Annotated in this window: 20 protein-coding genes; 15 read left to right on the forward strand and 5 right to left on the reverse strand. The window is 70.1% G+C overall.

What is annotated here, in order from left to right; genetic code table 11:
- Nucleotides 1–205: 205 nt before the first annotated feature.
- Genes ABZX92_RS07205 through ABZX92_RS07235 form a run of 7 tightly spaced genes read left to right on the forward strand, consistent with a single transcriptional unit; the run spans nucleotide 206 to nucleotide 7,246 of the window.
- Nucleotides 206–1,207: an ABC transporter substrate-binding protein gene (locus ABZX92_RS07205; RefSeq protein ID WP_355554973.1), complete on the forward strand. Its 1,002-nt coding sequence runs from the start codon at nucleotides 206–208 to the stop codon at nucleotides 1,205–1,207.
- Complete coding sequence (locus ABZX92_RS07210) at nucleotides 1,204–2,007, forward strand: ABC transporter ATP-binding protein (RefSeq protein ID WP_355554975.1); 804 nt, start codon at nucleotides 1,204–1,206, stop codon at nucleotides 2,005–2,007. Before ABZX92_RS07205 ends, ABZX92_RS07210 begins: the two co-directional genes overlap by 4 nt.
- Nucleotides 2,004–2,846, forward strand: a complete 843-nt coding sequence (locus ABZX92_RS07215; protein ID WP_355554977.1) for an ABC transporter permease — start codon at nucleotides 2,004–2,006, stop codon at nucleotides 2,844–2,846. Before ABZX92_RS07210 ends, ABZX92_RS07215 begins: the two co-directional genes overlap by 4 nt.
- Before the next feature lie 11 nt (nucleotides 2,847–2,857).
- A complete protein-coding gene (locus ABZX92_RS07220; protein WP_355554979.1) occupies nucleotides 2,858–4,417 on the forward strand; it encodes an FAD-binding protein in 1,560 nt (519 codons plus the stop codon).
- The gene (locus tag ABZX92_RS07225; RefSeq protein ID WP_355554981.1) at nucleotides 4,414–4,767 is read left to right on the forward strand and encodes a ferredoxin family protein; all 354 of its coding nucleotides are present in this window, start codon (nucleotides 4,414–4,416) and stop codon (nucleotides 4,765–4,767) included. The genes ABZX92_RS07220 and ABZX92_RS07225 overlap by 4 nt, the downstream gene beginning before the upstream one ends.
- Nucleotides 4,764–5,927 (forward strand): ROK family transcriptional regulator, encoded by a 1,164-nt coding sequence (locus ABZX92_RS07230; RefSeq protein WP_355554982.1) that lies wholly within the window; start codon nucleotides 4,764–4,766, stop codon nucleotides 5,925–5,927. Before ABZX92_RS07225 ends, ABZX92_RS07230 begins: the two co-directional genes overlap by 4 nt.
- Nucleotides 5,924–7,246 (forward strand): LLM class flavin-dependent oxidoreductase, encoded by a 1,323-nt coding sequence (locus tag ABZX92_RS07235; RefSeq protein WP_355554984.1) that lies wholly within the window; start codon nucleotides 5,924–5,926, stop codon nucleotides 7,244–7,246. The genes ABZX92_RS07230 and ABZX92_RS07235 overlap by 4 nt, the downstream gene beginning before the upstream one ends.
- Nucleotides 7,247–7,431: 185 nt before the next feature.
- On the opposite strand, the gene ABZX92_RS07240 is transcribed toward ABZX92_RS07235, so the two are convergent.
- Nucleotides 7,432–10,080 (reverse strand): AAA family ATPase, encoded by a 2,649-nt coding sequence (locus ABZX92_RS07240; RefSeq protein WP_355554986.1) that lies wholly within the window; start codon nucleotides 10,078–10,080, stop codon nucleotides 7,432–7,434.
- Between the two features lie 106 nt (nucleotides 10,081–10,186).
- Between ABZX92_RS07240 and ABZX92_RS07245 the strand changes: the two genes are divergently transcribed.
- From ABZX92_RS07245 to ABZX92_RS07270, 6 genes are all read left to right on the forward strand, one after another.
- Complete coding sequence (locus tag ABZX92_RS07245) at nucleotides 10,187–10,633, forward strand: VOC family protein (RefSeq protein ID WP_355554988.1); 447 nt, start codon at nucleotides 10,187–10,189, stop codon at nucleotides 10,631–10,633.
- 2 nt (nucleotides 10,634–10,635) lie between these two features.
- A complete protein-coding gene (locus ABZX92_RS07250) occupies nucleotides 10,636–11,970 on the forward strand; it encodes an NAD(P)/FAD-dependent oxidoreductase (RefSeq protein WP_355554990.1) in 1,335 nt (444 codons plus the stop codon).
- Entirely contained in the window at nucleotides 11,967–12,563 is a 597-nt protein-coding gene (locus ABZX92_RS07255) for a VOC family protein (protein WP_355554992.1), read from the forward strand. Before ABZX92_RS07250 ends, ABZX92_RS07255 begins: the two co-directional genes overlap by 4 nt.
- A 158-nt stretch (nucleotides 12,564–12,721) precedes the next feature.
- A complete protein-coding gene (locus ABZX92_RS07260; protein WP_355554994.1) occupies nucleotides 12,722–13,690 on the forward strand; it encodes an NAD(P)-dependent alcohol dehydrogenase in 969 nt (322 codons plus the stop codon).
- 51 nt (nucleotides 13,691–13,741) lie between these two features.
- A complete protein-coding gene (locus ABZX92_RS07265; protein ID WP_355554996.1) occupies nucleotides 13,742–15,187 on the forward strand; it encodes a carboxylesterase family protein in 1,446 nt (481 codons plus the stop codon).
- A 55-nt stretch (nucleotides 15,188–15,242) separates the two neighbouring features.
- Nucleotides 15,243–15,638 (forward strand): tetratricopeptide repeat protein, encoded by a 396-nt coding sequence (locus ABZX92_RS07270; protein ID WP_355554997.1) that lies wholly within the window; start codon nucleotides 15,243–15,245, stop codon nucleotides 15,636–15,638.
- Here ABZX92_RS07270 and ABZX92_RS07275 read toward each other — a convergent pair.
- The 3 genes from ABZX92_RS07275 to ABZX92_RS07285 are packed head-to-tail and all read right to left on the reverse strand — an operon-like array spanning nucleotide 15,624 to nucleotide 18,993.
- Nucleotides 15,624–17,237, reverse strand: a complete 1,614-nt coding sequence (locus ABZX92_RS07275) for an SDR family oxidoreductase (RefSeq protein WP_355554998.1) — start codon at nucleotides 17,235–17,237, stop codon at nucleotides 15,624–15,626. The two genes, ABZX92_RS07270 and ABZX92_RS07275, sit on opposite strands and share 15 nt — an antisense overlap.
- A 2-nt stretch (nucleotides 17,238–17,239) precedes the next feature.
- Complete coding sequence (locus ABZX92_RS07280) at nucleotides 17,240–18,136, reverse strand: 2Fe-2S iron-sulfur cluster-binding protein (RefSeq protein WP_355555000.1); 897 nt, start codon at nucleotides 18,134–18,136, stop codon at nucleotides 17,240–17,242.
- Nucleotides 18,136–18,993, reverse strand: coding sequence for a metal-dependent hydrolase (locus ABZX92_RS07285; protein ID WP_355555002.1), 858 nt, complete (start codon nucleotides 18,991–18,993; stop codon nucleotides 18,136–18,138). The genes ABZX92_RS07280 and ABZX92_RS07285 overlap by 1 nt, the downstream gene beginning before the upstream one ends.
- 70 nt (nucleotides 18,994–19,063) lie before the next feature.
- Between ABZX92_RS07285 and ABZX92_RS07290 the strand changes: the two genes are divergently transcribed.
- Nucleotides 19,064–19,675 carry a TetR/AcrR family transcriptional regulator gene (locus ABZX92_RS07290; protein ID WP_355555004.1) on the forward strand — a complete coding sequence of 204 codons (612 nt, stop codon included), beginning with the start codon at nucleotides 19,064–19,066 and terminating at the stop codon, nucleotides 19,673–19,675.
- Nucleotides 19,676–19,789: 114 nt separating this feature from the next.
- On the forward strand, nucleotides 19,790–20,374 hold the full coding sequence (locus ABZX92_RS07295) for a hypothetical protein (RefSeq protein WP_355555006.1): 585 nt from the start codon (nucleotides 19,790–19,792) through the stop codon (nucleotides 20,372–20,374).
- Here ABZX92_RS07295 and ABZX92_RS07300 read toward each other — a convergent pair.
- Nucleotides 20,346–21,239 (reverse strand): class I SAM-dependent methyltransferase (locus ABZX92_RS07300; RefSeq protein ID WP_355555008.1); only part of this gene is annotated, 894 nt, incomplete at its 5' end. The genes ABZX92_RS07295 and ABZX92_RS07300 overlap by 29 nt on opposite strands.

The following is a 21,239-nucleotide window of genomic DNA, read 5'->3' on the forward strand; positions in this document are numbered from 1 at the left end:
CTCGCCCTGGATCAGTCAGATCTAGTTTGCGCACCGCGAAAATAAGTCCGTCCCACCAAGCGGACGACTTCCTGGCGGTGAAAAAACAATGCCTCGGTGTCCGGGGCATCTTCACGATGTGAGACGGCTGATCACGTCGTTGACCCCTGCTGGAATCGGATGTGACGCTCTGCGCCAACTTTCCGCTCAGCCAAAGGAATCGGCCGTGACCACCACGCGACGGAACTTTCTAGGACTAGCACTTCTCGGTCTCTCCGCGTCGACTGTGGGCTGTTCGACCGCGGCCGGTGCGGGCCAGGAGACGAAAACGCTGCGCTACCAGGGCTCGGTGGGTGACGTCACTCTGCCCGAGCTCGCCGCCGACCTCGGCCACCTCGGAGATCTCAAGCTGGAGTGGGTCGGCAACACCATCAGCGGCCCGCAGGACATCCAGTCCGCCGCCACCGGTCAGGTCGACTTCGGCGGCGCGTTCAACGGCGCGGTCGTGAAGCTCAGGGCCGCCGGAGCGCCGATCAGGTCCGTGATCGGCTACTACGGCTCGGACGAGCAGGCCTACAGCGGCTTCTACGTGCTGGACGACAGTCCGATCAGGACAGCGCGCGACCTGATCGGCAAGAAGGTCGGCATGAACACGCTCGGCGCGCACCACGAGGCCATGCTCGGCATCTACCTCAAGCGCAACGGGCTGAGCCAGGACGAGATCAAGAAGGTCGAGGCCACGGTCGTGCCGCCGGTCAACACCGAGCAGTCGGTGCGGCAGAAGCAGATCGAGGTCGGCGTGCTCGGTGGCATCCTGCGGGACAAGGCGCTGGAGAAGGGCGGTGTGCGCAAGCTCTTCTCGGACTACGACCTGCTCGGCGCGTTCACCGCCGGCACGTACGTGTTCACCGAGAAGTTCCTGCGGGACAACCCGAACACCGTCCGCACGTTCGTGTCCGGCGTCGCCAAGGCCATCGAGTGGAGCCGCACCACGCCGCGGGAGCAGGTCATCGCGCGCAAGGTCGAGATCGTCGGAAAACGCGGCCGCAACGAGGACTCCGGCGCCCTCAAGTTCTGGAAGTCCACCGGAGTCGCGGAGAAGGGCGGCAAGATCCTCGACAAGGAGCTGCAGGTGTGGGTCGACTGGCTCACCGACCGCGGTGAGCTCAAGAGCCAGGTCAAGCTCGCCGACCTCTACACCAACGAGTACAACGAGCTCGCGAAATGAGCCCGCACATCAGCTTCCGCGGCGTCACCAAGCGGTTTCCGGTGAAGGGCACGGAGTTCACCGCCGTCGACGGCATCGACCTGGACATCGAGCGTGGCGAGTTCGTCGTGCTCGTCGGTCCGAGCGGGTGCGGCAAGTCGACGCTGCTGGACCTGCTCGGCGGGCTCACCTCGCCGTCCGAAGGTGAGATCCTGCTGGACGGCAAGCCGATCACGGGACCGGGCCTGGACCGGGGAATCGTGTTCCAGCAGTACGCGTTGCTGCCGTGGCGGACCGCGCAGGGCAACGTCGAGTTCGGCCTGGAGGCCACGGGTGTGCCGCGGCGGCAACGGGCTGAGCGGGCGCGGGAGTTCCTGAACCTGGTGGGGCTCACCGGGTTCGAGGACCGGCACCCGCACCAGCTCTCCGGCGGCATGCGGCAGCGCGTCGCGATCGCCCGCAGCCTCGCCTACGACCCGTCCGTGCTGCTGATGGACGAACCGTTCGCAGCTCTCGACGCACAGACCCGCGAATCGTTGCAGGAAGAGCTCTTGCGGATCTGGCAGCGCACCGGCAAGACGATCGTGTTCATCACGCACGCGATCGACGAGGCGGTGCTGCTCGGTCAGCGCGTGGCCGTGCTGACGTCCCGGCCAGGGCGGGTCAAGGAGGTCGTCGAGGTCGACCTCGGTGATCGGGTGAGCACCGGCGACCCGCGGTCCAGTCAGGCGTTCGCCCATCATCGGCACCGCATCTGGGATCTGCTGCACGACGAGGTCTCCCGCGCTCAGCTTCAGGAGAAGGAGGTGGTGAGGACATGACCGCACTGCTGGAATCACGTTCTGAGATCGTCGTCGCGCCGGCGCCGGTTCGTCCACAACGGACTCGGCGGGTGCTGGACGCGGTGCTGGCCGGTGCCGGCCGCAGCATCGCGATCGTGGTGCTGCTGGCGGTGTGGGAGGTCGCGCCCCGGCTCGGCCTGGTCGACGCCACGTTCCTGCCGTCGTTCTCCACGGTCCTGGGCGCGTGGTGGGACCTGCTGGTGAGCGGGCAGCTGCTGGAGAACACCCGGGCGTCGCTGTCTCGGTCGCTCGCCGGGTTCGGGCTCGCCGTGGCCGGTGCGGTGCCGCTCGGGCTGCTGATCGGCTGGTACAAGCCGGTGTCCACGCTGCTGAGCCCGGTGCTGGAGGTGTTCCGCAACACCGCCGCGCTGGCGTTGCTGCCGGTGTTCGTGCTGCTGCTGGGCATCGGCGAGACGTCGAAGATCGCGATCGTCTTCTACGCCTGCGCCTGGCCGATCCTGCTGAACACGATCAGCGCGGTCGGTGGCGTCGACCCGACGTTGCTGCGGCTGGCGAAGTCGATGAACCTGAACGGGTTCCGGTTGTTCCAGAAGGTGATCCTGCCCGCGGCGGTGCCCACCGTGTTCACCGGAATCCGGCTGGCCGGGGCGGTGTCGATCCTGGTGCTGGTGGCCGCGGAGATGGTCGGCGCCAAGGCCGGGCTCGGCTACCTGATCAACGCGTCGCAGTACAACTTCGCGATCCCGCAGATGTACGCGGGCATCATCACGATCTCCGCCATCGGTGTGCTGTTCAACCAGGCGCTGGTCGGTCTGGAGCGCCGCTTCACCTCGTGGCGCGTTCCCGTCGGAGCCTGAGGAGGCGTGCCATGACGCTAGAACTCACCACGGACGTGCTGGTCGTCGGCGGAGGACCGGCCGCGACCTGGGCGGCTTTGAAAGCAGCCGAGGAAGGTGCCTCGGTCGTGCTGGCGGACAAGGGCTACTGCGGCACGAGCGGCGCGACCGCGTCCGGCGGCACCGGTGTCTGGTACGTGGCGCCGTCGCAGGAGGCCCGCGAGGCCGCGATGGCGAGCCGCGAGGCACTCGGCGGCTACCTCGCCGACCGGCGCTGGATGGCCAGGGTGCTCGACGAGACCTACGACCGGATCAACGAGCTGGCCTCCGCCGGCCGGTACCCGTTTCCCGTCGGGCCGGACGGCACGCCGTTGCGCAACGGCCTGCAGGGCCCGGAGTACATGCGGCGGCAGCGGATCCGCGTGCGCCGGGCCGGTGTCACGATTCTCGACCACAGCCCGGTCACCGAGCTGCTCACCTCGGTCGACGGCGCGGTGGCCGGAGCCGCCGGGCACCAGCGCCAGGCGGACCGGCCGTTCCGGGTCCGCGCGGGTGCGGTGGTGCTCGCCACCGGCGGGTGCGCGTTCCTGAGCAAAGCCCTCGGCTGCAACGTGAACACCGGCGACGGCGCGTTGTTCGCGGCCGAGGTGGGCGCGGAGCTGTCGGGCATGGAGTTCTCCAACGCCTACGGCATCGCGCCGGAGCACACCTCGGTGACCAAGACGGCGTTCTACAACTACGCCACCTTCTACCGCGCAGACGGCTCGGTGCTGGAGGGCGCGGGCAGCCAGCGCGGCCGGTCGGTGATCGCCAGGACCCTGTTGTCCGAGAAGGTGTTCTGCAAACTGGACCTCGCCGACGAGGCCGCGCGGAAGGCGATGCGCCTGGCCCAGCCCAACTTCTTCCTGACGTTCGACCGGCTGGGCGTCGACCCGTTCACCGACCCGTTCTCGGTCACCCTGCTCGCCGAGGGCACGGTCCGCGGCACCGGTGGCATCCGCATCGTCGACGACGGCTGCGCCACCACGGTCCCGGGGCTCTACGCGGCTGGTGACGCGGCGACCCGTGAGTTGATCTGCGGCGGGTTCACCGGCGGTGGCAGCCACAACGCGGCCTGGGCCATCTCGTCCGGATCGTGGTCCGGCCGTGCGGCGGCACGGTTCGCGCGTTCGCTCGGCAGAGGTGCGCGGCGCGTGCAGGCCGCCGGCGGAGCAGGGTTGCGCCCCACCGGCAAGGGATCCCACGTCGACGTCGCCGAGGTCGTTCGCACGGTTCAAGCCGAGGTGCTGCCGTACGACAAGAACTACCTGCGTCACGGAGATGTTCTGCGTGAGGCGCTGACAGTGCTGGACGGCGCCTGGGCGTCGATGCGGTCGGTGGAGGCCGTGGGCACCGCGACGCTGCCCGCCCGGCAGGCGGCCGCGATGGTCGCGCACGCCAGGTGGATGTACACGTCGGCGTTGGTGCGCAACGAAAGCCGGGGCATGGCCAAGCGGCTGGACCACCCGGAGCTGGATCCCTCGCAGCACCACAGGATCACGAGCGGCGGCCTGGACGAGGTGTGGGCGCGGCCCGAGGCGGTGGTGGCGTGATCGAGCTGATCTCCACCCAGCAGTGCATCGCGTGCGACAAGTGCATCCTGGTGTGCCCGACCAACGTCTTCGACCGGGGCGAGGACGGGCTGCCGGTGATCAGCAGGCAGTCCGACTGCCAGACGTGCTTCCAGTGCGAGGCGAACTGCCCGGCCGACGCGCTGTTCGTCGCCCCGCACACGCACCCGTTGCCGGAGGCGTCCTTCGCGCACGACGAAGAACATCTGCGGCGCACCGGGCTGCTCGGCAGCTACCGCCGGGAGATCGGCTGGGGCCGGGGTCGCACGCCGGGAGCAGCGCGGGCGATCGGGCCGGCGCTGTCCCCGGCCGGTCCACCACTGATCTCATGACCACCCCGGCCGGGACGGCACTGCGCGCGTTGCTGCGGAGCGGCCCGATCGCTCGCAGCACGATCGCCCGCGAGACGGGACTGAGCCCCGCCGCCGTGACCCGCAGCTGCTCGGCGCTCGCCGACGCCGGGCTGCTGGTCGAGGCGTCGGAAGCGGTGCCGTACCAGGGGATCGGGCGTCCGCACGTGCCGGTGGACATCGACACCGGACGGCACGTCGTGGCGGCGCTGCACGTCGCGCACGAGTACTGCACGCTCGCGTTGCTCGACCTGCGCGGCCGGATGCTCGTTCGTGAGGTGATCCCGCACGACGATCCGGCGGATCCCGTTGGTGTGCTGACCACGGCCGCGGACCGGTTGCTGCGGCTGCACGCCTCACAACTGCCCGGTCTCGTGCCGATCGGGCTCGGGGTGGCCGCCGGTGGCTGGGTCGACACCGAGCAGGGTGTGCTGGTGCAGCACGCCTCGCTGGGGTGGCGCGACGTGCGCGTGCGGGAGCTGCTGACCGCGCGCACCGGGCTGCCGGTGCTGGTGGACAGCCACGCCCGCGCACTCGCCCAGGCCGAGCAGCTCCTCGGTCAGGCCGGGCACCGGGAGTCGATGCTGCACCTGTTCGTCGGCAACGTGGTCGACGCGGCGATCGTCACCGGCGGCACGACCCATCGCGGGGCGCGGTCGGCGGCGGGGGACGTGGCGCATCTGGCGCTGGGTGATCCCGCGATCGACTGCCAGTGCGGCCGTTCCGGCTGTTTGCAGGCGACGGTGGCCGACCAGGCGTGGGCACACCGGGCCTGGCAACGAGGTGTGGTGCCGCGACCGTCCATGATGGACCTGGCGAACCTCGCCAAGGACGGAGATCGGGCCGCGGTCGAGGTTCTGGTGGAACGTGCCGGGATCATCGGCCGGGCCGCCGCCGTGTTGTTCGACTTCATCAACCCCGACGTGCTCGTCGTGACCGAGATCGGCACGAACTGGCTGCCCGAGTGCGTCGACGCGCTGCGTGCCGAGGTGGCCGGGGCGTCCGGCCTGTGCACCTCGCCCGAGCTCGTGCTGCCGAGCAGCTTCGGCGTGGACGTGCTCGGGGTGGCCGCCGGCGCCGTCCAGCTCTGCGCTCTTTACACCGATCCCTTGCAGTTCTCGTTGGCAGGAGTCTCGAAGTGACCGAACGTCAGCTGCACCTCAACGCGTTCCTGATGGGCGTCGGCCACCACGAGGCGGCCTGGCGGCATCCGCGCACCGACCCGAAGGCGCTCGACGACGTGGCGCACTTCCAGAACCTGGCCCAGATCGCCGAACGCGGCACGTTCGACTCGGTGTTCCTGGCCGACGGAGTGCAGATCTGGGGCGATGTCCGGCACACCGCGGCCGGCCGGTTCGAGCCGCTCACGCTGCTGACCGCACTGTCGCAGGTGACCGACCACATCGGACTGATCGCGACCGCCTCGACCGGGTTCAGCGAGCCGTACAACCTCGCGCGGCTGTTCTCGTCGCTCGACCACATCAGCGGCGGCAGAGCCGGGTGGAACATCGTGACCACCGCGCAGGACCGGTCGGCGCAGAACTTCAACCGCGAGACCAACACCGAGCACGGTGAGCGTTATCAACGGGCGGACGAGTTCCTCGACGTCGTGACCGCGTTGTGGGACTCGTGGGAGGACGACGCACTGGTCGTCGACCAGGGTTCAGGGGTGTTCGCGGACGAGTCCAAGGTGCACGAGATCGGTCATCGCGGCCGGTTCTTCTCCGTGCGCGGGCCGTTGAACGCCGTTCGCAGCCCGCAGGGGCATCCGCTGCTGGTGCAGGCCGGGTCCAGTGAGGACGGCAAGGCGTTCGCGGCGCGGTGGGCGGAGGCGGTGTTCACGGCGCAGCAGACGCACGAGGAAGCGGTCGCGTTCTACACGGACCTCAAGCGCCGGGTGGCCGAGTTCGGTCGTCCTGCCGACGGGGTGAAGGTGTTGCCCGGGATCGTGCCGGTGCTCGGTGGCACGGAAGAAGAAGCCTCCGCGCTGGCGGACGAGCTGACGTCGTTGATCATTCCGGCGCGGGCGGTGCGGCAGCTCACCGAGCTGATCGGGGTGGACCTGACCGGGCACCCGCTGGACTCGCCGCTGCCGGAACTGCCGCCGGTGACTCAGGTCAACGGTGCCAAGAGCCGGTTCGAGCTCGTGCGCGACCTGGCGGTGCGGGAGCGGCTGACGTTGCGCCAGCTGCTCGGCAGGCTCGGGGGCGGGCGCGGGCACCAGGTCGTGGCCGGGACGCCCGAACAGATCGCCGATCACATCGAGCTGTGGTTCCGGACCGGGGCGGCGGACGGGTTCAACGTCATGGCGCCGCTGCTGCCGTCCGGGCTGGAGGAGTTCGTCGACCAGGTGGTGCCGTTGCTGCGGGCACGCGGACTGTTCCGGACCGAGTACACCGGGAGTTCGTTGCGCGACCACTACGGGCTGCCGCGGCCGGTGAGCCGGTACGCGGCGGGCTGATCGTTCAGACGTTGTCCGGTGCTGGTGGCGAGATCGCGGTCAGCACCTCCGAGAGGTCCTGACGCCGTTCGCCATGGGCGAGCGGCGGATCGGGTCGGTGGAGGTGCTGGCCGCTGTCCTCGTGCTGGGGCCGCGATGCGCCTGTCCGACCGCGAACTCGCTCGGCAACGTTTCGAGCCACGCCACTAAAAAGCAGCGTCGCGGAGCTGGCGGCGCGAGGTCACGCCGAGCTTGCCGAACACCTTGCGCAGGTGCCACTCCACCGTGCGCGGGCTGATGAACAGGCGGGTGCCGATCTCCGGGTTCGAGTAGCCCTCGCGCGCCAGCCTCGCGATCTGGTACTCCTGCGCGGTCAGCTCGTCGGTGGGCTCGGCGGTGCGCTTGCGGGCCGTCTCGCCGGTGGCCTGCAGTTCTCGCCAAGCCCGGTCAGCGAACGTCGGCATGCCACACGCCGTCAGCATCTCGTGAGCCGTGCGGAGGTGGTCGCGAGCGTCGACGCGTTGGCCCTCGCGGCGCAGCCACTCGCCGTACAGCAGGTGCGCGCGTGCCAGTTCGGTCCGCAGACCCGTGCCCGCGAAGTGGTCGATCGACTCGCGGAAGCCGGCCGCGTCTCCGTTCAATCCGCGCAGCCGGGCCTTGATGCCCAACGACCAGCCGGTGTCGACCCAGGCCGCGGAACGTTCCAGGGCTTGAGCCACCAGAGCAGCATCACCTGTGCGCGAGGCGGCCTCGGCCAGTTCCGAGGTCACCAGGCACGTGTAGACCAGCGAGTCGGGCACGCGCAGAGCGGCGTCGCGGGCCAGATCGTGGCGGCCGAGTCCGTTGTGGAGGATCGACGACGTCCAGTCCGCGATGGTCGCCAGACGTCCCTGCCCGTCGGCGAGAGCTTGTGCGCCGACGGAGGAAGCGAGGTCTTCACCCCGGAACGCGGCCTGCAACAGCACCGCGTAGCTCACCGGCGGCGTGCCGGTGACCTCCGAGATGCGCTGGTCCTCCTCGATCAACGCCTGCGCGGCCGCCGGTTCACCGGCGAGGAGTTCGTTGTCCGCCAAGAAGTTCAGCGCGAACTGCAGCTGGACCAGCGCGCCCGCGTCACGGGCCAGGCGGACCTGCTGCTGGGCGAACGCGCGCCGCGTCTCGAAGTCCCACATCTCCGACGCGATGATCCCGCCCGCGCGGTTGCCGAAGAGCCACGGCAGGCGGCTGATGTCCTCGGCGCCGACCTTCACCGCCCGCACCTCGTCCAGCGCGCGGGTCATGTGCGGCACGGATGCCGCGTAGCCGTCGGTGATGCGGGAAGTCAACGCCCGCAGCACCAGGTCGAGGGCGCACGGCGGGGTGCGCTCCGGCGGAGCGGTACGAGCCGCGTCGGCCAGCGGTGACCCGGCCCAGATGGCCGCCGACAAGGCTTCCAGGTGCGTCTCACGAGCGAGGTCGGGATCGAAGGAGGTCAGCCGGCGAGCGGCGCTGAACAGCAGGGGAGCGGCCTCGGCGACCCGGCGCTGGTCGAACGCGATGTGCCCGCGCAGGTGCTCGATCTCGGCACTGCGGCGCTCGTCCGGCGGACCGGCCTCGACAGCCGACAACAACCGCAACGACGCGTCCAACGCACCCGCGTCGCGCTTGGCCCGCGCGGCGGCGAGCTCACGATCGGCGCGCCGGCCGGGTTCCGGCGTGAGCACGGCGGCCTGTTCGAGGAACGCGGCGGCGGCGAGCAGGCCACCACGGGCCTGCGCACGTGAGGCCGTGTTCTCCAGATCCCCGGCGACCTCTTCGTCCGGCGAGGTGGTGGCCTGGGCCCGGTGCCACGCACGGCGGTCCGGGTCGATCGCCGCGTCGGTCACGTCGGCCAGCGCCCGGTGCACACGCTGCCGGTCCACGGTGGACGCCGACCGGTACACCGCCGACCGCACCAGCGGATGCCGGAACTGAACGCGTGCCCCGAACTCGATCAGCCCGGTACCCACCGCCGCGGCCGCCGGGTCCGCGCCCAGCCCGAGCAGCCCGGCCGCACGCCACAACAGCGTCGCGTCCCCGAGCGGTTCGGCGGCGGCGGTCAGCAACAGCAGCCGCGTGTCGAGGGGAAGCGGTTCGATCTGCCGGACGAAGCTCTGCTCGATCCTGCTGGTCAGCGGCCCGGGATCGAGCCCGTCGGCCACCTCGCGCGGCAGCTCCAGCAACGCCAGCGGGTTGCCGCGGGCCTCGGCGACGATCCGGTCGCGCACCCGCCCGTCCACCGGGCCCTTGATCACCGACTCGAGCAGCGCGCGGGCGTCCGCGTCGTCCAGGCCGCGCACGAACAGCTCAGGCAACCCGTCGAGGTAGTCGTTGCCCTCGCGCAGCACGAAGACCAGCGCGATCCGTTCGGCCAGCAGCCGGCGCGCGACGAACCCGAGCACCGCGGACGACATCGAGTCGAGCCACTGCGCGTCGTCGACCAGGCACACCAGCGGCTGTTCGTCGGCGACCTCGGCGAGCAGCGTCAGCACCGCCAGACCCACCATGAACCGCGTCGGCCGAGGCCCGGCGGCCATCCCGAACGCGGTGCCCAGAGCCTCGCGCTGCGGTGCCGGGAGCTTGTCGAGCCGGTCCAGGAACGGCACGCACAGCTGGTGCAGGCCCGCGTACGGGAACGCGCTCTCGGCCTCGACGCCGGCAGCCCGGGTGACCCGGAACCCAGCGGCCCGCGCCGACACGTGGTCGAGCAGCGCGGTCTTGCCGATCCCGGCCTCGCCCCGCAGCACCAGCACCTGGCCCGCACCTGACCTGGCCTGCGTCAACAGCCGGTCCAGCTGCTCGCCCTCAGTACGTCTGCCCAGGAGATCGTCCGACACGGGCCCGAGCCTACGTGCCAGGGATCGACCAGGGGGTTCCACGGGTTCGAAGCGCCCCCTGGCGGGAGCAATCTCGAGTTACCGAAAACGAAGGAGACGAACTCAGATGGACTTCAAGTTCGAGGTGGCGGTCATCCCGGTCAGCGACGTCGACCGCGCGATCCACTTCTACAAGACGCTGGGCTGGCGCTTCGACGCCGAGTTCGCGAACGACGAGGGTTACCGCCTCACCCAGCTCACCCCGCCCGGCTCGCCCGCGTCGATCATCTTCGGCAGCGGCGTCACGAACGCCGCACCGGGCAGCGCCGAGGGCCTGCACCTGATCGTCGACGACATCGTGGCCGCCCGGCAGGACCTGATCAGCCGCGGTGTCGAGGTCAGCGAGATCTTCCACGACAAGACCGGCGTCTTCCACCACGCGGGCACCGAAGGCCGGGTCGACGGTCCCGCCGCCGACCGCGCCAGCTACGGCTCGTTCGCCTCGTTCAGCGACCCCGACGGCAACGGCTGGGTGCTGCAGGAGGTCACGACGCGCCTTCCGGGACGTGTGTGAACGTGAACAACTACGACGTCATCGTCATCGGCGGCGGGTCACCCGGCGAGCACTTCGCCGCTGCCGTCGCCGACGGAGGACTCCGAGTCGCGATCGTCGAACGTGAGCTGCTCGGTGGTGAGTGCTCGTTCTGGGCGTGCATCCCGTCCAAGACGTTGCTCAGGCCCGGCGAGGCAGTGGCGGCAGCGCAGGACGTGCCTGGTGCGCGTGAGGCGATCAGCGGCCAGATCGACGTCAAGGCGGCGTTGGAGTGGCGGGACTTCATGGTCTCGTCCTACGACGACGCGGGCGGTGAGAAGTGGGCCCGCGACGCCGGGATCGACGTGCTGCGCGGCGAAGGCCGGATCGCCGGTCCGCACACCGTCGCAGTGGGCGACCAGACCTACACCGCCGACCACATCGTGCTCGCCACGGGCTCCACGGCCTTCATCCCGCCGATTCCCGGCCTCCGCGAACTGGACGTGTGGACGAACCGCGAGGCCACCGGCGTCGAGGAGATCCCCGGCAGGCTGCTGATCCTCGGCGGCGGACCCGTGGGTGTCGAGATGGCGCAGGCGTTCCAGCGACTCGGCTCCGAGGTCGCGCTGGTCGAGGGTGCGGATCGGTTGTTGCCCCGAGAACCGGAAGCGGTCGGCCGTGCGCTCGGTGAGTCGCTGACGGGCGTGGAGCTGTACTTCGGCCGCCACGTCACCAAGGCTGCCAAGGACGGGGACGAGTACGTGCTCGACCTCGAAGACGGCACGCAGCTGCGCGGCGACAGGCTCCTCGTCGCCACCGGCAGGCGTCCGCGGGTCGACGGCATCGGGCTCGAAACCGTGGGCATCGAACCGAATCCGCACGGCCTGCACACCGACGCGCGGATGAACGTGGCTCCCGGGATCTGGGCGGTCGGCGACGTGACGGGCCAGTGGAACCTGACCCACGCCGGCAAGTACCAGGGCCGGGTCGCCGCCGCGAACATCCTCGGCACACCGTCGGAAGTCGACTACAGCGCGGTTCCGCGAGTCGTGTTCACCGACCCGCAGGTCGCCGCAGTCGGTGCGGCAGAAGGAAAGTACACCGCAACCGCCCACCTGTCCGGCGTCGCGCGCACGGCCACCTACACCCGTGAGTACGCCACGCGACCCGGCTTCCTGACCCTCGTCTCCGACGGTTCGGTGCTCACCGGTGCCTACGCCATCGGCCCCGAGGCCGGCGAGTGGCTGCAGCAGGCCACCCTCGCGATCCGCGCGAAGGTCCCGCTGTCCGTGCTGCTCGACGTCATCCAACCGTTCCCCACCTTCTCCGAGGCGTTCCTCAACGGCCTCCGCGATCTGGCAAAGGAAGTAGCGAAATGAAGGCTCTGACCGACATCGACATGAAGCTCGAAGTCACCGTCATCGGCGTCACCGATGTCGAGCGTGCCAAGGAGTTCTACAGCCGCCTGGGCTGGAGGCTCGACGTCACCCCGCCGTGGGTCGTGCAGTTCACCCCGAACGGCTCCAACGCGTCCATCCACTTCGGTGAGGGCGTCACGACCGCGGAACCCGGCTCCGGCAGGCACTTCCTGATCGTGAACGACATCGTCGAGACGCACGAGGCGTTGCTCGCCGCGGGCGTCAAGGTCGGCCCGATCTACCACGGTGGCCCGGACGGCCCCGTCGAGGGCGTGGACCCGGAACGCCGCAGCTACTTCTCGCGCGCCGAGCTCGCCGACCCGGACGGCAACCTGTGGATCCTGCAGGAGGTCACGACCCGCCTGCCCGGTCGTGTCGACGCCGACGACACCACCTACGCGTCGATCACCGACCTGGCTTCGGCGTTGCGCCGCGCGGCGATGGCGCACGGCGAGCACGAGAAGCGCAACGGCGGCGAGTTCGACGAGAACTGGCCCGACTGGTACGCCGAGTACATGGTCAAGGAGCAGACGGGCCAGGAACTGCCGCTGTAGCACGCGGTCTTGATGGAGCGCTGCGCGGAACGCCGACGAGAGCCGGTGTTCCGCGCGCTTTGTTGTCAGGGGACATCGGGTGGCCGCCCTAGGGGTCGTCCCTGATGTGGCCGGGCGTCGGCGCGACATACCTTCTGCGGCAAGCGAGGGAGGCCGCGATGAAGGCGATCGTGCAGGACAGGTACGGCTCGGCGGATGTGCTGGAGCTGCGTGAGGTCGAACAGCCGGTGCCGGCTGCCGGCGAGGTGCTCGTGCGGGTGCGGGCGTCGTCGGTGAACGCCGCCGACTGGCACATCATGCGCGGCGACCCGTACTTCGCGCGGCTGTTCCTGGGGCTGCGCGGGCCGAAGTCGAGGATTCGCGGCATGGACTTCGCGGGGGTGATCGAGTCGGTCGGGGCCGGCGTGAACGGGCTGCTGCGGGTGGGGGACGAGGTGTTCGGCCAGGTCGAGGGGTCTTTCGCCGAGTACGTGCGGGTGCCCGCGCGGCTGGTGGAGCGCAAGCCGGCGAACCTGTCGTTCGAGCAGACGGCGACGCTGCCGCTGGCGGGCAACACGGCGTGGACGGGGTTGCGGGAGCTGCAGGCCGGGCAGCGGGTGCTGATCAACGGCGCGTCCGGTGGGGTCGGGCTGCTGGCGGTGCAGATCGCCAAGGCGCGCAGGGCTGTCGTGACCGGTGTGTGCTCCACGCGCAACGTCGAGCAGGTGCGATCGGCGGGTGCGGATCAGGTGATCGACTACAGGTTCGCGGACTTCACGCACGGTTCCGAGCGCTACGACATGGTCTTCGACCTGGTGGGGAACCGATCGATGGCCTCGTTGCGCAGCGTGCTCACGCCGGACGGGACGCTGGTGCTGTCCGGGGGAGGCACCTTCACGGGCGGGGTGCTGTTCGGGCCGTACCGGTTGATGGTGCAGGCAAAGCTGATCGGGTCGTTCACCCGGCAGCGGTTGGTGGTGCTGGAAACCAAGCCCAGCAAGGAGAACCTGGCCGCGCTGCGCGACCTCGCCGAGTCAGGGCAGCTGGTGCCGGTGATCGAGCGGACCTATCCGCTGACCGACGCGCCCGACGCGATCCGGCACGTGGAGCTGGAGCACGCCCGCGCGAAGGTCGTCGTCACGGCCTGACGCCGGGAAATTGCGTGGCGCCGCCGGGGGTGCAGGGGCGACGATCCGCGCATGGTCGAGGTGCGCGTCAGCGGTGGAATGGTTCGGGGCACTATGGAATCGGGTGTCGCGGTCTTCCGCGGCATCCCGTTCGCCGCGCCCCCGGTGGGTGCGCTGCGGTTCGCCGCGCCCCAGCCGGCTGCCGCGTGGGAGGGCGTCCGGGATGCCTCGGAATTCGGTCCACCGCCACCGCAGGCCGGGTTCTTCGGCATGGACGGCATGGGCGTGGCCGGGCACGACTGGCTGACCGTGAACGTCTGGTCGCCCGACGTCTCCGGTGACCTGCCGGTGATGGTGTGGATCCAGGGCGGTGCCTACACGGTCGGCATGTCCGGCCTGCCCGAGTACGACGGCGCCCGGCTGGCTTCGGACGGCGTCGTGCTGGTCACGTTCAACTACCGCGTCGGGATCGAGGGTTTCGCGCAGATCGAGGGCGCTCCGGCCAACCGCGGCCTGCTCGATCAGGTCGCGGCTTTGCAGTGGGTGAGCGCTGACATCCGGGCGTTCGGCGGGGATCCGGCGCGGGTGACGATCTTCGGCCAGTCCGCCGGTGGTGGCTCGGTCGCGGCTCTGCTGGCGATGCCACGAGCTGCCGGGCTGTTCCACCGGGCGATCGCGAGCAGCGTGCCCGGCACGTTCTTCACGCCGGAGCTGGCGGCCGACGTCGCCGCCACGTGCGCTGCCGAGCTGGGGCTGCGGCCGACGGTCGAGGATCTGTCCACTGTGGAGCCCGAGCTGCTGCCGTCCGCCGGTGACGAGGTGATGGCCAAGATCGGCCAGTTCGCCGGCCGCTGGGGGCAGGCCGCGTACAAGCAGGTCCCGTTCGCCCCGGTCGTCGACGGCGATGTGCTGCCGGTCTCACCGTGGCAGGCGGTGGCTTCGGGTTCGGCGCGGGACGTCGAGCTGATCGCCGGGCACACGCGGCACGAGCAGCGGCTGCTGTCGGTGATCGAGGGTCTGGTGGGCACCGTGACCGCGGAACAGGCGGCGGAGGCTGTGGACGTGCTCACGCCCGGCCTCGCGTATCCGGACCTCGCGCCGGAGGAGCTGTTCGAGCTGGTGTGCTCGGACTGGCTGTTCCGGATGCCGTCGCTGCACCTCGCGGAAGCTCAGGTGGCCGCGGGTGGCCGGGCGCACGTCTACGTGGTGGCGTGGGAGCCGACGCCGATCTTCCGCGCGTGCCACGGCATGGACGTGCCGATGGTGTTCGGCAACATCGACCGGGGGCAGGCGGCCGCGGTGCTCGGTGAGATCACGCCGGTGTCGTGGGAGGTGTCCGGGCGGATGCGGGCGGCGTGGACGAGTTTCGCGATCAACGGCGAGCCGGGCTGGCCCGCGTACGGCGCTGATCGCACGACTCGGGTCTTCGACGTCGAGGACGAGGAGACCGCATACCCGGAGGAGGTATCGCGGCAGCTCTGGGAGGGTCGCTCGTTCGACCCGCTTCCGTTGCTCTGAAGGCGGGAATACCTGCCGCCGGACGGCGTTGTACGGGTCCGGACGGGAGGTACGAATGTACGACTTCGGTGGCGTGTCGGAAGACCGCTGGGTCACCGCGACGCATTTGTTCGACAAGGGGCACGTGGAGAGCGCGGCCGACAAGTGGGAACGCGCACAACTGCTGTTCGAGGCGCGTGACTACGCCAAGGCCGCGCAGCTGCTCGCGGAGGTCGTCGGGGATGTGCCTTTCCAGACGGACCTCTGCCTGCTGCTGGCCCGCGCCTACTACCACTCGGCGCAGCTGGGCAAGGCCGAGGAGCAGCTCCGCGTGATCGTGGACCGCGACCCGGTCGAGCACTACGCCCACCTGTTGCTCGGGCGCACGCTGGAGCGGCAGGGCCGGCCGGAGGAGGCCGCGCCCTGGCTCCGCCTCGCCGCCGCGTTCGGTGGCGAGCTAGCCGACGTCTAGCTTGGCGAACGCGCGCAGGATCCCCGGCGCGACGCGGCTCGCGAGTCGTGCCGCCTTCGCCTCGACCGTCACCGGCACCACCGGGCGGTTGCGGCGGACGGCGCGCACGATCTCGCCGGCCACGCCCTCGGGGCCGAAGCCGCGCCGGGCGTAGATGCGGGACGCGCGGTCCTGCTTGCGGCTCTGCTCCTCGGCACTCACCCCCGAGAACGTCGTGGTGGCTGTGATGTTCGTGTTCACCAGCCCGGGACAGATCGCGCTGACACCGATGGCGTGCGGCGCGAGCTCGGCCCGCAGGCAGTCCGAGAGCATGAACACCGCGGCCTTGCTCGTCGCGTACGCGGAGAGGATCTTCGACGGCAGGTAGGCCGCCGCCGAGGACAGGTTCACGATGTGCCCGCCTTCGCCCCGTTCGACCATCAGCTCACCGAACGCGCGACAGCCGTGCACCACACCCCACAGGTTGACGTCCAGCACCCGCTGCCACTGCTCGGTCGTGGTCGACAGGAACGACCCGGAGTGACCTACACCCGCGTTGTTGACGACAACATCCGGCACGCCGTGCTCGTCCGCGACTTGTCGTGCCCAGGCTCGTACCGCGTCTTCGGACCGCACGTCGACCTCGTAGGCGTGGCCGTCGACCAGGTCCGCGGTCTCCTTCGCCGCGGCGAAGTCCACATCGGACACCACGACCTTCGCGCCCGCCTCGGCGAACGCCACCGCGGTGGCCCTGCCGATCCCGCTGCCGCCGCCGGTGATCACGACCAGTTCGCGCGGGGGAGTGGTGTCCGCGATGAACTCGCTGATCATGCGGGCGAGCTGCGCGGGGTGGCTCAACGGCGCCCAGTGGCCCGCGACGATCTTGCGGCGGCGCAGTGACGGCACCCAGCGCTCCAGGTCGAGCGGCCGCGTGTCGATGTAGCGGTCGCGGGTCGGCTGGATCACCTGCACCGGCATGGGCGCGAACCGGTGCCGCGGCGACCGCATCACCGGGCGGATGTTGGCCCGGTACAACGAGATCCCGCGCACGGCATCGCGGGTGATCGTGCTCGCGGGCTTGACCTCGACGCCCTCCAGCCGCTCGAGCACGCCACCCCAGCGCGGGCCGAGGTAGAGCCGCCAGAACAGCGGCGCGAGCACCGGCAGGTGGAACGCGCCGATGTACCAGGAGCGCAAGAACTGCCTGATGTGAGCGATCGACAAGCCTTTGCGGGACCAGTGCCCCATGTGGTCGAGCGACGGCCCCGAGATCGACGTGAACGTGGCGATCCGCGCGCCGGGTGTGGTCACCGCCTCCCACGACTGGATCGAGCCCCAGTCGTGGCCGACGAGGTGCACCGGCTCGTCCGGGCTGACCGCGTCGATCACCGCGAAGAGGTCCTCAGCGAGGTGTTCGAGCCGGTATCCGTCCTCAGTGGACGGAGGTGTCGACTCGCCCGCGCCGCGCACGTCGTAGGTCACGACCCGGAAGTCGTTCTCCAGCAACGTCGCCACGCGATCCCACACGGCGTGCGTGTCGGGATATCCGTGCACCAGCACGACCGTGGGCCCGGACGTGCCGCGCACCTGCACGGCGAGGTCGACTTCTCCGGAACGCACCTTCACAGCTCCTCCAGGACGAGTCGGTCACCGGTTGGCCTGTCCACGCAGATCCGCACGCCGCCGACGTCGCACGTGCCGCAGAACCCCTGCCGGCACGAGTAGGCGACCGACGGCCGGAAGTCCCTGATGACGTCGAGCGCGGACCGGTCGGCGGGCACGTCGAGGGATACCCCGCAGCGGCGGAGTTCGACCGTGAACGGCCGGCCGTCGACGATCGGGGGCGGGCTGAAGCGCTCGAAGTGCAGCCAGCGCGAGGAGAACTCGCCGCGCACCTGTTCGAGCATCGAGGCCGGACCACAGCAGTAGACCGCGCCCCGAGGGTGGGCGTCGGCGAGCAGCGACCCGCCGCGGCCGATTCGGATGTCGACCCGGCCGATCGGCAGCTCGTCCAGGAACGGCATGGCTTTCGTCGACCGCCCGCAGTAGACGAGCCGCCAGTCCAGGCCTCGCCGTGCCGCCGCGTGGACCATCGGCAGGATCGGCGTGATCCCGATGCCGCCCGCCACGAACACGATCGGCCCGAGGCCGGCGAACGGGAACGCGTTGCGCGGCCCGCGCACCTGGATCCGGTCGCCCACTCGCAGCGCCTGGACCTCGCGTGATCCGGCGCCGACCTCGCGCACCGCGATCCGGTAGGTGGTCTCCGCCGGGTTGCCGCACAGCGAGTACTGGCGCCGGAGTCCGCTCGGCAGGTGCAGGTCGATGTGGCAGCCGGGCTGCCACGCGGGCAGTGCCGTGCCACCGAACCGCAGGCTCACCACGCCGTCCGCGACCTGTGAGCGTTCGACAACGTTGAGCCACAAGGCATCCCGGGTAGCTCCCGGACGCGCTCGTCCGCCGAACCGCGTGACCGCCGCGTCGTAGAAGTCGCCGAACTTCGTCAGCCCTCGCAGCATCAGTGCGCCTCGCGAGCGGCAGGCGACGACGCCAGGTACGCGATGGCCTGGGACGTCGACCCTTCCTGCTTCGGGTGGTAGGCGGGGTGGAAGTACCGCAGGAACGCCCGGAAGATCTCCGACAGCTTCGGCAGCAACCCGCGCCGCCCGGCCCTCATCGCCTCACGCCACGTCAGCCGCGCCTTCGTGGTCCTGTCAGCCTTGACCATGAACTGCGCGCCCCGCACCCACAGCCAGAACAGCACCGGCGCGACCAGCAGCATCGTCCGCGCCCGTCGCACATACCGCCGGTCGAGGTGACACATCAGGTCGTACGCCACGCTGCGGTGCTCGACCTCCTCAGCCGCGTGCCACCGCAGCAAATCGAGCATCACCGGGTGGATCCCGGCCCGGTCGAGCGCGCCGGCGTTCAACATCCAGTCGCCCAGATACGCCGTGAAGTGCTCGACAGCGGCCACGATCGCGACGCGCTCGATGAGTTGCTCACGGGCCTGTTCTGCGCTGAGGCCCGGCTTCGGCCCGAGGATCCTGCGGAACACGTGCTCCATCTGCCGGGTGAACGGCCGCGGGTCCAGCCCGTTGGCGAGCAGGTGGTCGAGCACCTCGCTGTGGGCCTCGGCGTGCATCGCCTCCTGCCCGATGAAGCCGAGCACGTCCTCGCGCAACGTGTCGTCCGAGATCATGGGCACGACCTGCTGGAACGTCCGCACGAACCACCGCTCGCCCTCGGGCAGCAGCAGGTGCAGGACGTTCATGACGTGCGTGGTCACCGGCTCGTCCGGAACCCAGTGCATCGGCAGGGTCGACCAGTCGAACTGCACATCGCGCGGCTGCAGAACGAGGTTGTCCGGCTCCATCACGTACCTCCGCCAATTACTACGCCCGCGTAGCTTTGTGAAAGCTACGTCACCGTAGCAATATGGACCCGTGAGCACAACGCGTCGCAAGTACGCCCGCCGCCTGCCACCCGAACAGCGCCGCGAGCAGCTGCTGGACGCCGCACTCAGCCTGATTCCAGCAGGGTTCGACACCGTGACGATGGAATCCGTCGCCAAGCAGGCCCAGGTGACGAAACCCGTCCTCTACGACCTCTTCGCCAACCGCGCCGAGCTGATCAGCGCCCTGCTCGAACGCGAGGCGGGCCGGGCCACCGAGCAGGTCATCGCCGCCCTCCCCACCGACTTCGCCACTCGTGCCCCGGACGACGCCTTCGCCGACGCCGTTCGCGTCTTCGTGAACGCCGTCGTAGCCGCCCCGGACCGCTGGCGCCTGGTGCTCCTCCCGCCCGAGGGCACGCCCCACGAGTTCCGCGCCCAGGTGGAACTGGTCCGTGCGGGCGTCCTGGCCCAGATCGAGGACCTGGCCGCCCTGGGCCTGAAGGAGCTCGGCGGCCTCGACGACCTCGACTCGGAGCTGCTGGGCCACGCGATGCTCGCACTGGCCGAGATGTCAGGCCGGCTGGTCCTCACCGACCCGGAGAAGTTCACGCCGGACCGCTTGGTGGCCTTCGTGTCCCGGATCGCCCACGGGCTGCGCTGAGCGACGCGCGCAGATAGAGCAACACCGCAACATGGTGTGGCTGATGCGGGAAGGCTCTGGTCGACCTGTGTGGGAAAGGGCGGGGGTCCCGACCCGCGCTGCCACGATCGCGCGGTGGCCATGTCGGACAGGAAACTGACGTGCGCTGCCGCCTGGGCCGCAATTGTCGGCATGCCGTTGTCGCTGATCTCAATCGCTTTGGCGGTGTTCGTCCACCTCGTCCCCACCACCACTGCCGGCAATTCCGCGGTGGGGAGTCCCGTCTCCAGTTCGCAGACGCCATCCGCGCCGACCTCGTCGTCCCTCACCACGGAGAAACCGGCCGTGACCACGCCCGCACCCGAGGCGGCGGCCACCGAGCCTGGCGCTTTCGAGTTCTGGGTGGAAAGCGACGGCAAGCGGACCTATCTCGGGTGGAACCACACCTGGTCGTGGTGGCAGCTGATGCTGTGGTGGACGATCCCGGCCGCCGCCGTACTCGCCATGGGCGCATTTCTGGTGGCCAAGTTCTCGGGACGCCTCAGCGTGCTCTTCGTCGCCGTCCCGGTGGGCTTTCCTATTTGGTCGTCTTCCAGTATTCGTTTTCCGTGCTCGGCTTGCTGGCCGCCGTCCTCGGGTTCGCTCTCGTCGCCACCGCGGCCGCGGAGCTCGGTGAGCAGATCGCCTGAGCTCAGCCCCTCCGCGTCCGGACGTGGGTGAGCAACGCCAGCCCGGTCGGCTCGCGGCCGATCGACACGTCACAGCCGGGCAGCAGGGCGCGAACGGCGGCTTCGTCGCGCTCGATCAGCTGCCACTCCATCAGGTACTCCAGCGGCCAGCGGAACGGGTTGCCGACCCCGGTGCTGGAGAAGTAGAACGTGCCACCCGGCCGGCACAGCCGAGTCAGCACGGCCTCGGTCAACCGGACGGCCGCGCGGTCGTTGAGGTAGTCGTACAGCCCGCTCACCAGCACCAGGTCGAACGGCCCGAGCTCGGCCAGCGGTCCCAGGGCGCGGAAGATGTTGCCCGGCACCACGGTGGTGAAGTCGTTGAGCAGCCCGAGTCGCTTCTGGGCCAGTTCCAGCGCGTCCGGGTCGACGTCGGTCAGCACGAACCGGTCGCCCGGCCGGACGATGCCGGGCGGGATGGTCCGCAGGTCGGGCGCGGCTCCGGAGGCGATGATCAGCACTGACCGCGGGCCGTTGCGCGGGGCGGTCAGCACGTCGCCGATCAGGCGGGCCTGGTGCATGATCCGGTTGCGCTGCTGCTGGGTGATCGCGGAGCTCTGCAGGCTGGCCTCGACGTGCCAGCCGAGCGTGCCCGGCGCGGCTCCGTTGGCCTGGGCCAGGACGTGTTCGACGAGCTGGTAGTCGCTCGGGTAGCCGCGAGCCCATTCCTGTTCGTCGCGCATGAAAGGTGAACGTGCGCATGCCGACCGGGCGGGCTGGACGATCGCGGCGATGTCCTCGTCCGGCACGCCCGCGAGCACGCTGGCGCCGATCTGCGTGCCCTGGAGAAACCGCCGCCGCGCAAGAAGGCCCCGGCCCCTGCGCCGCCGGAGCCGCCGCGAGAGACTGAGATCCTC

The sequence above is a fragment of the Lentzea sp. NPDC006480 genome, from assembly GCF_040611995.1.
GTDB lineage: Bacteria > Actinomycetota > Actinomycetes > Mycobacteriales > Pseudonocardiaceae > Lentzea.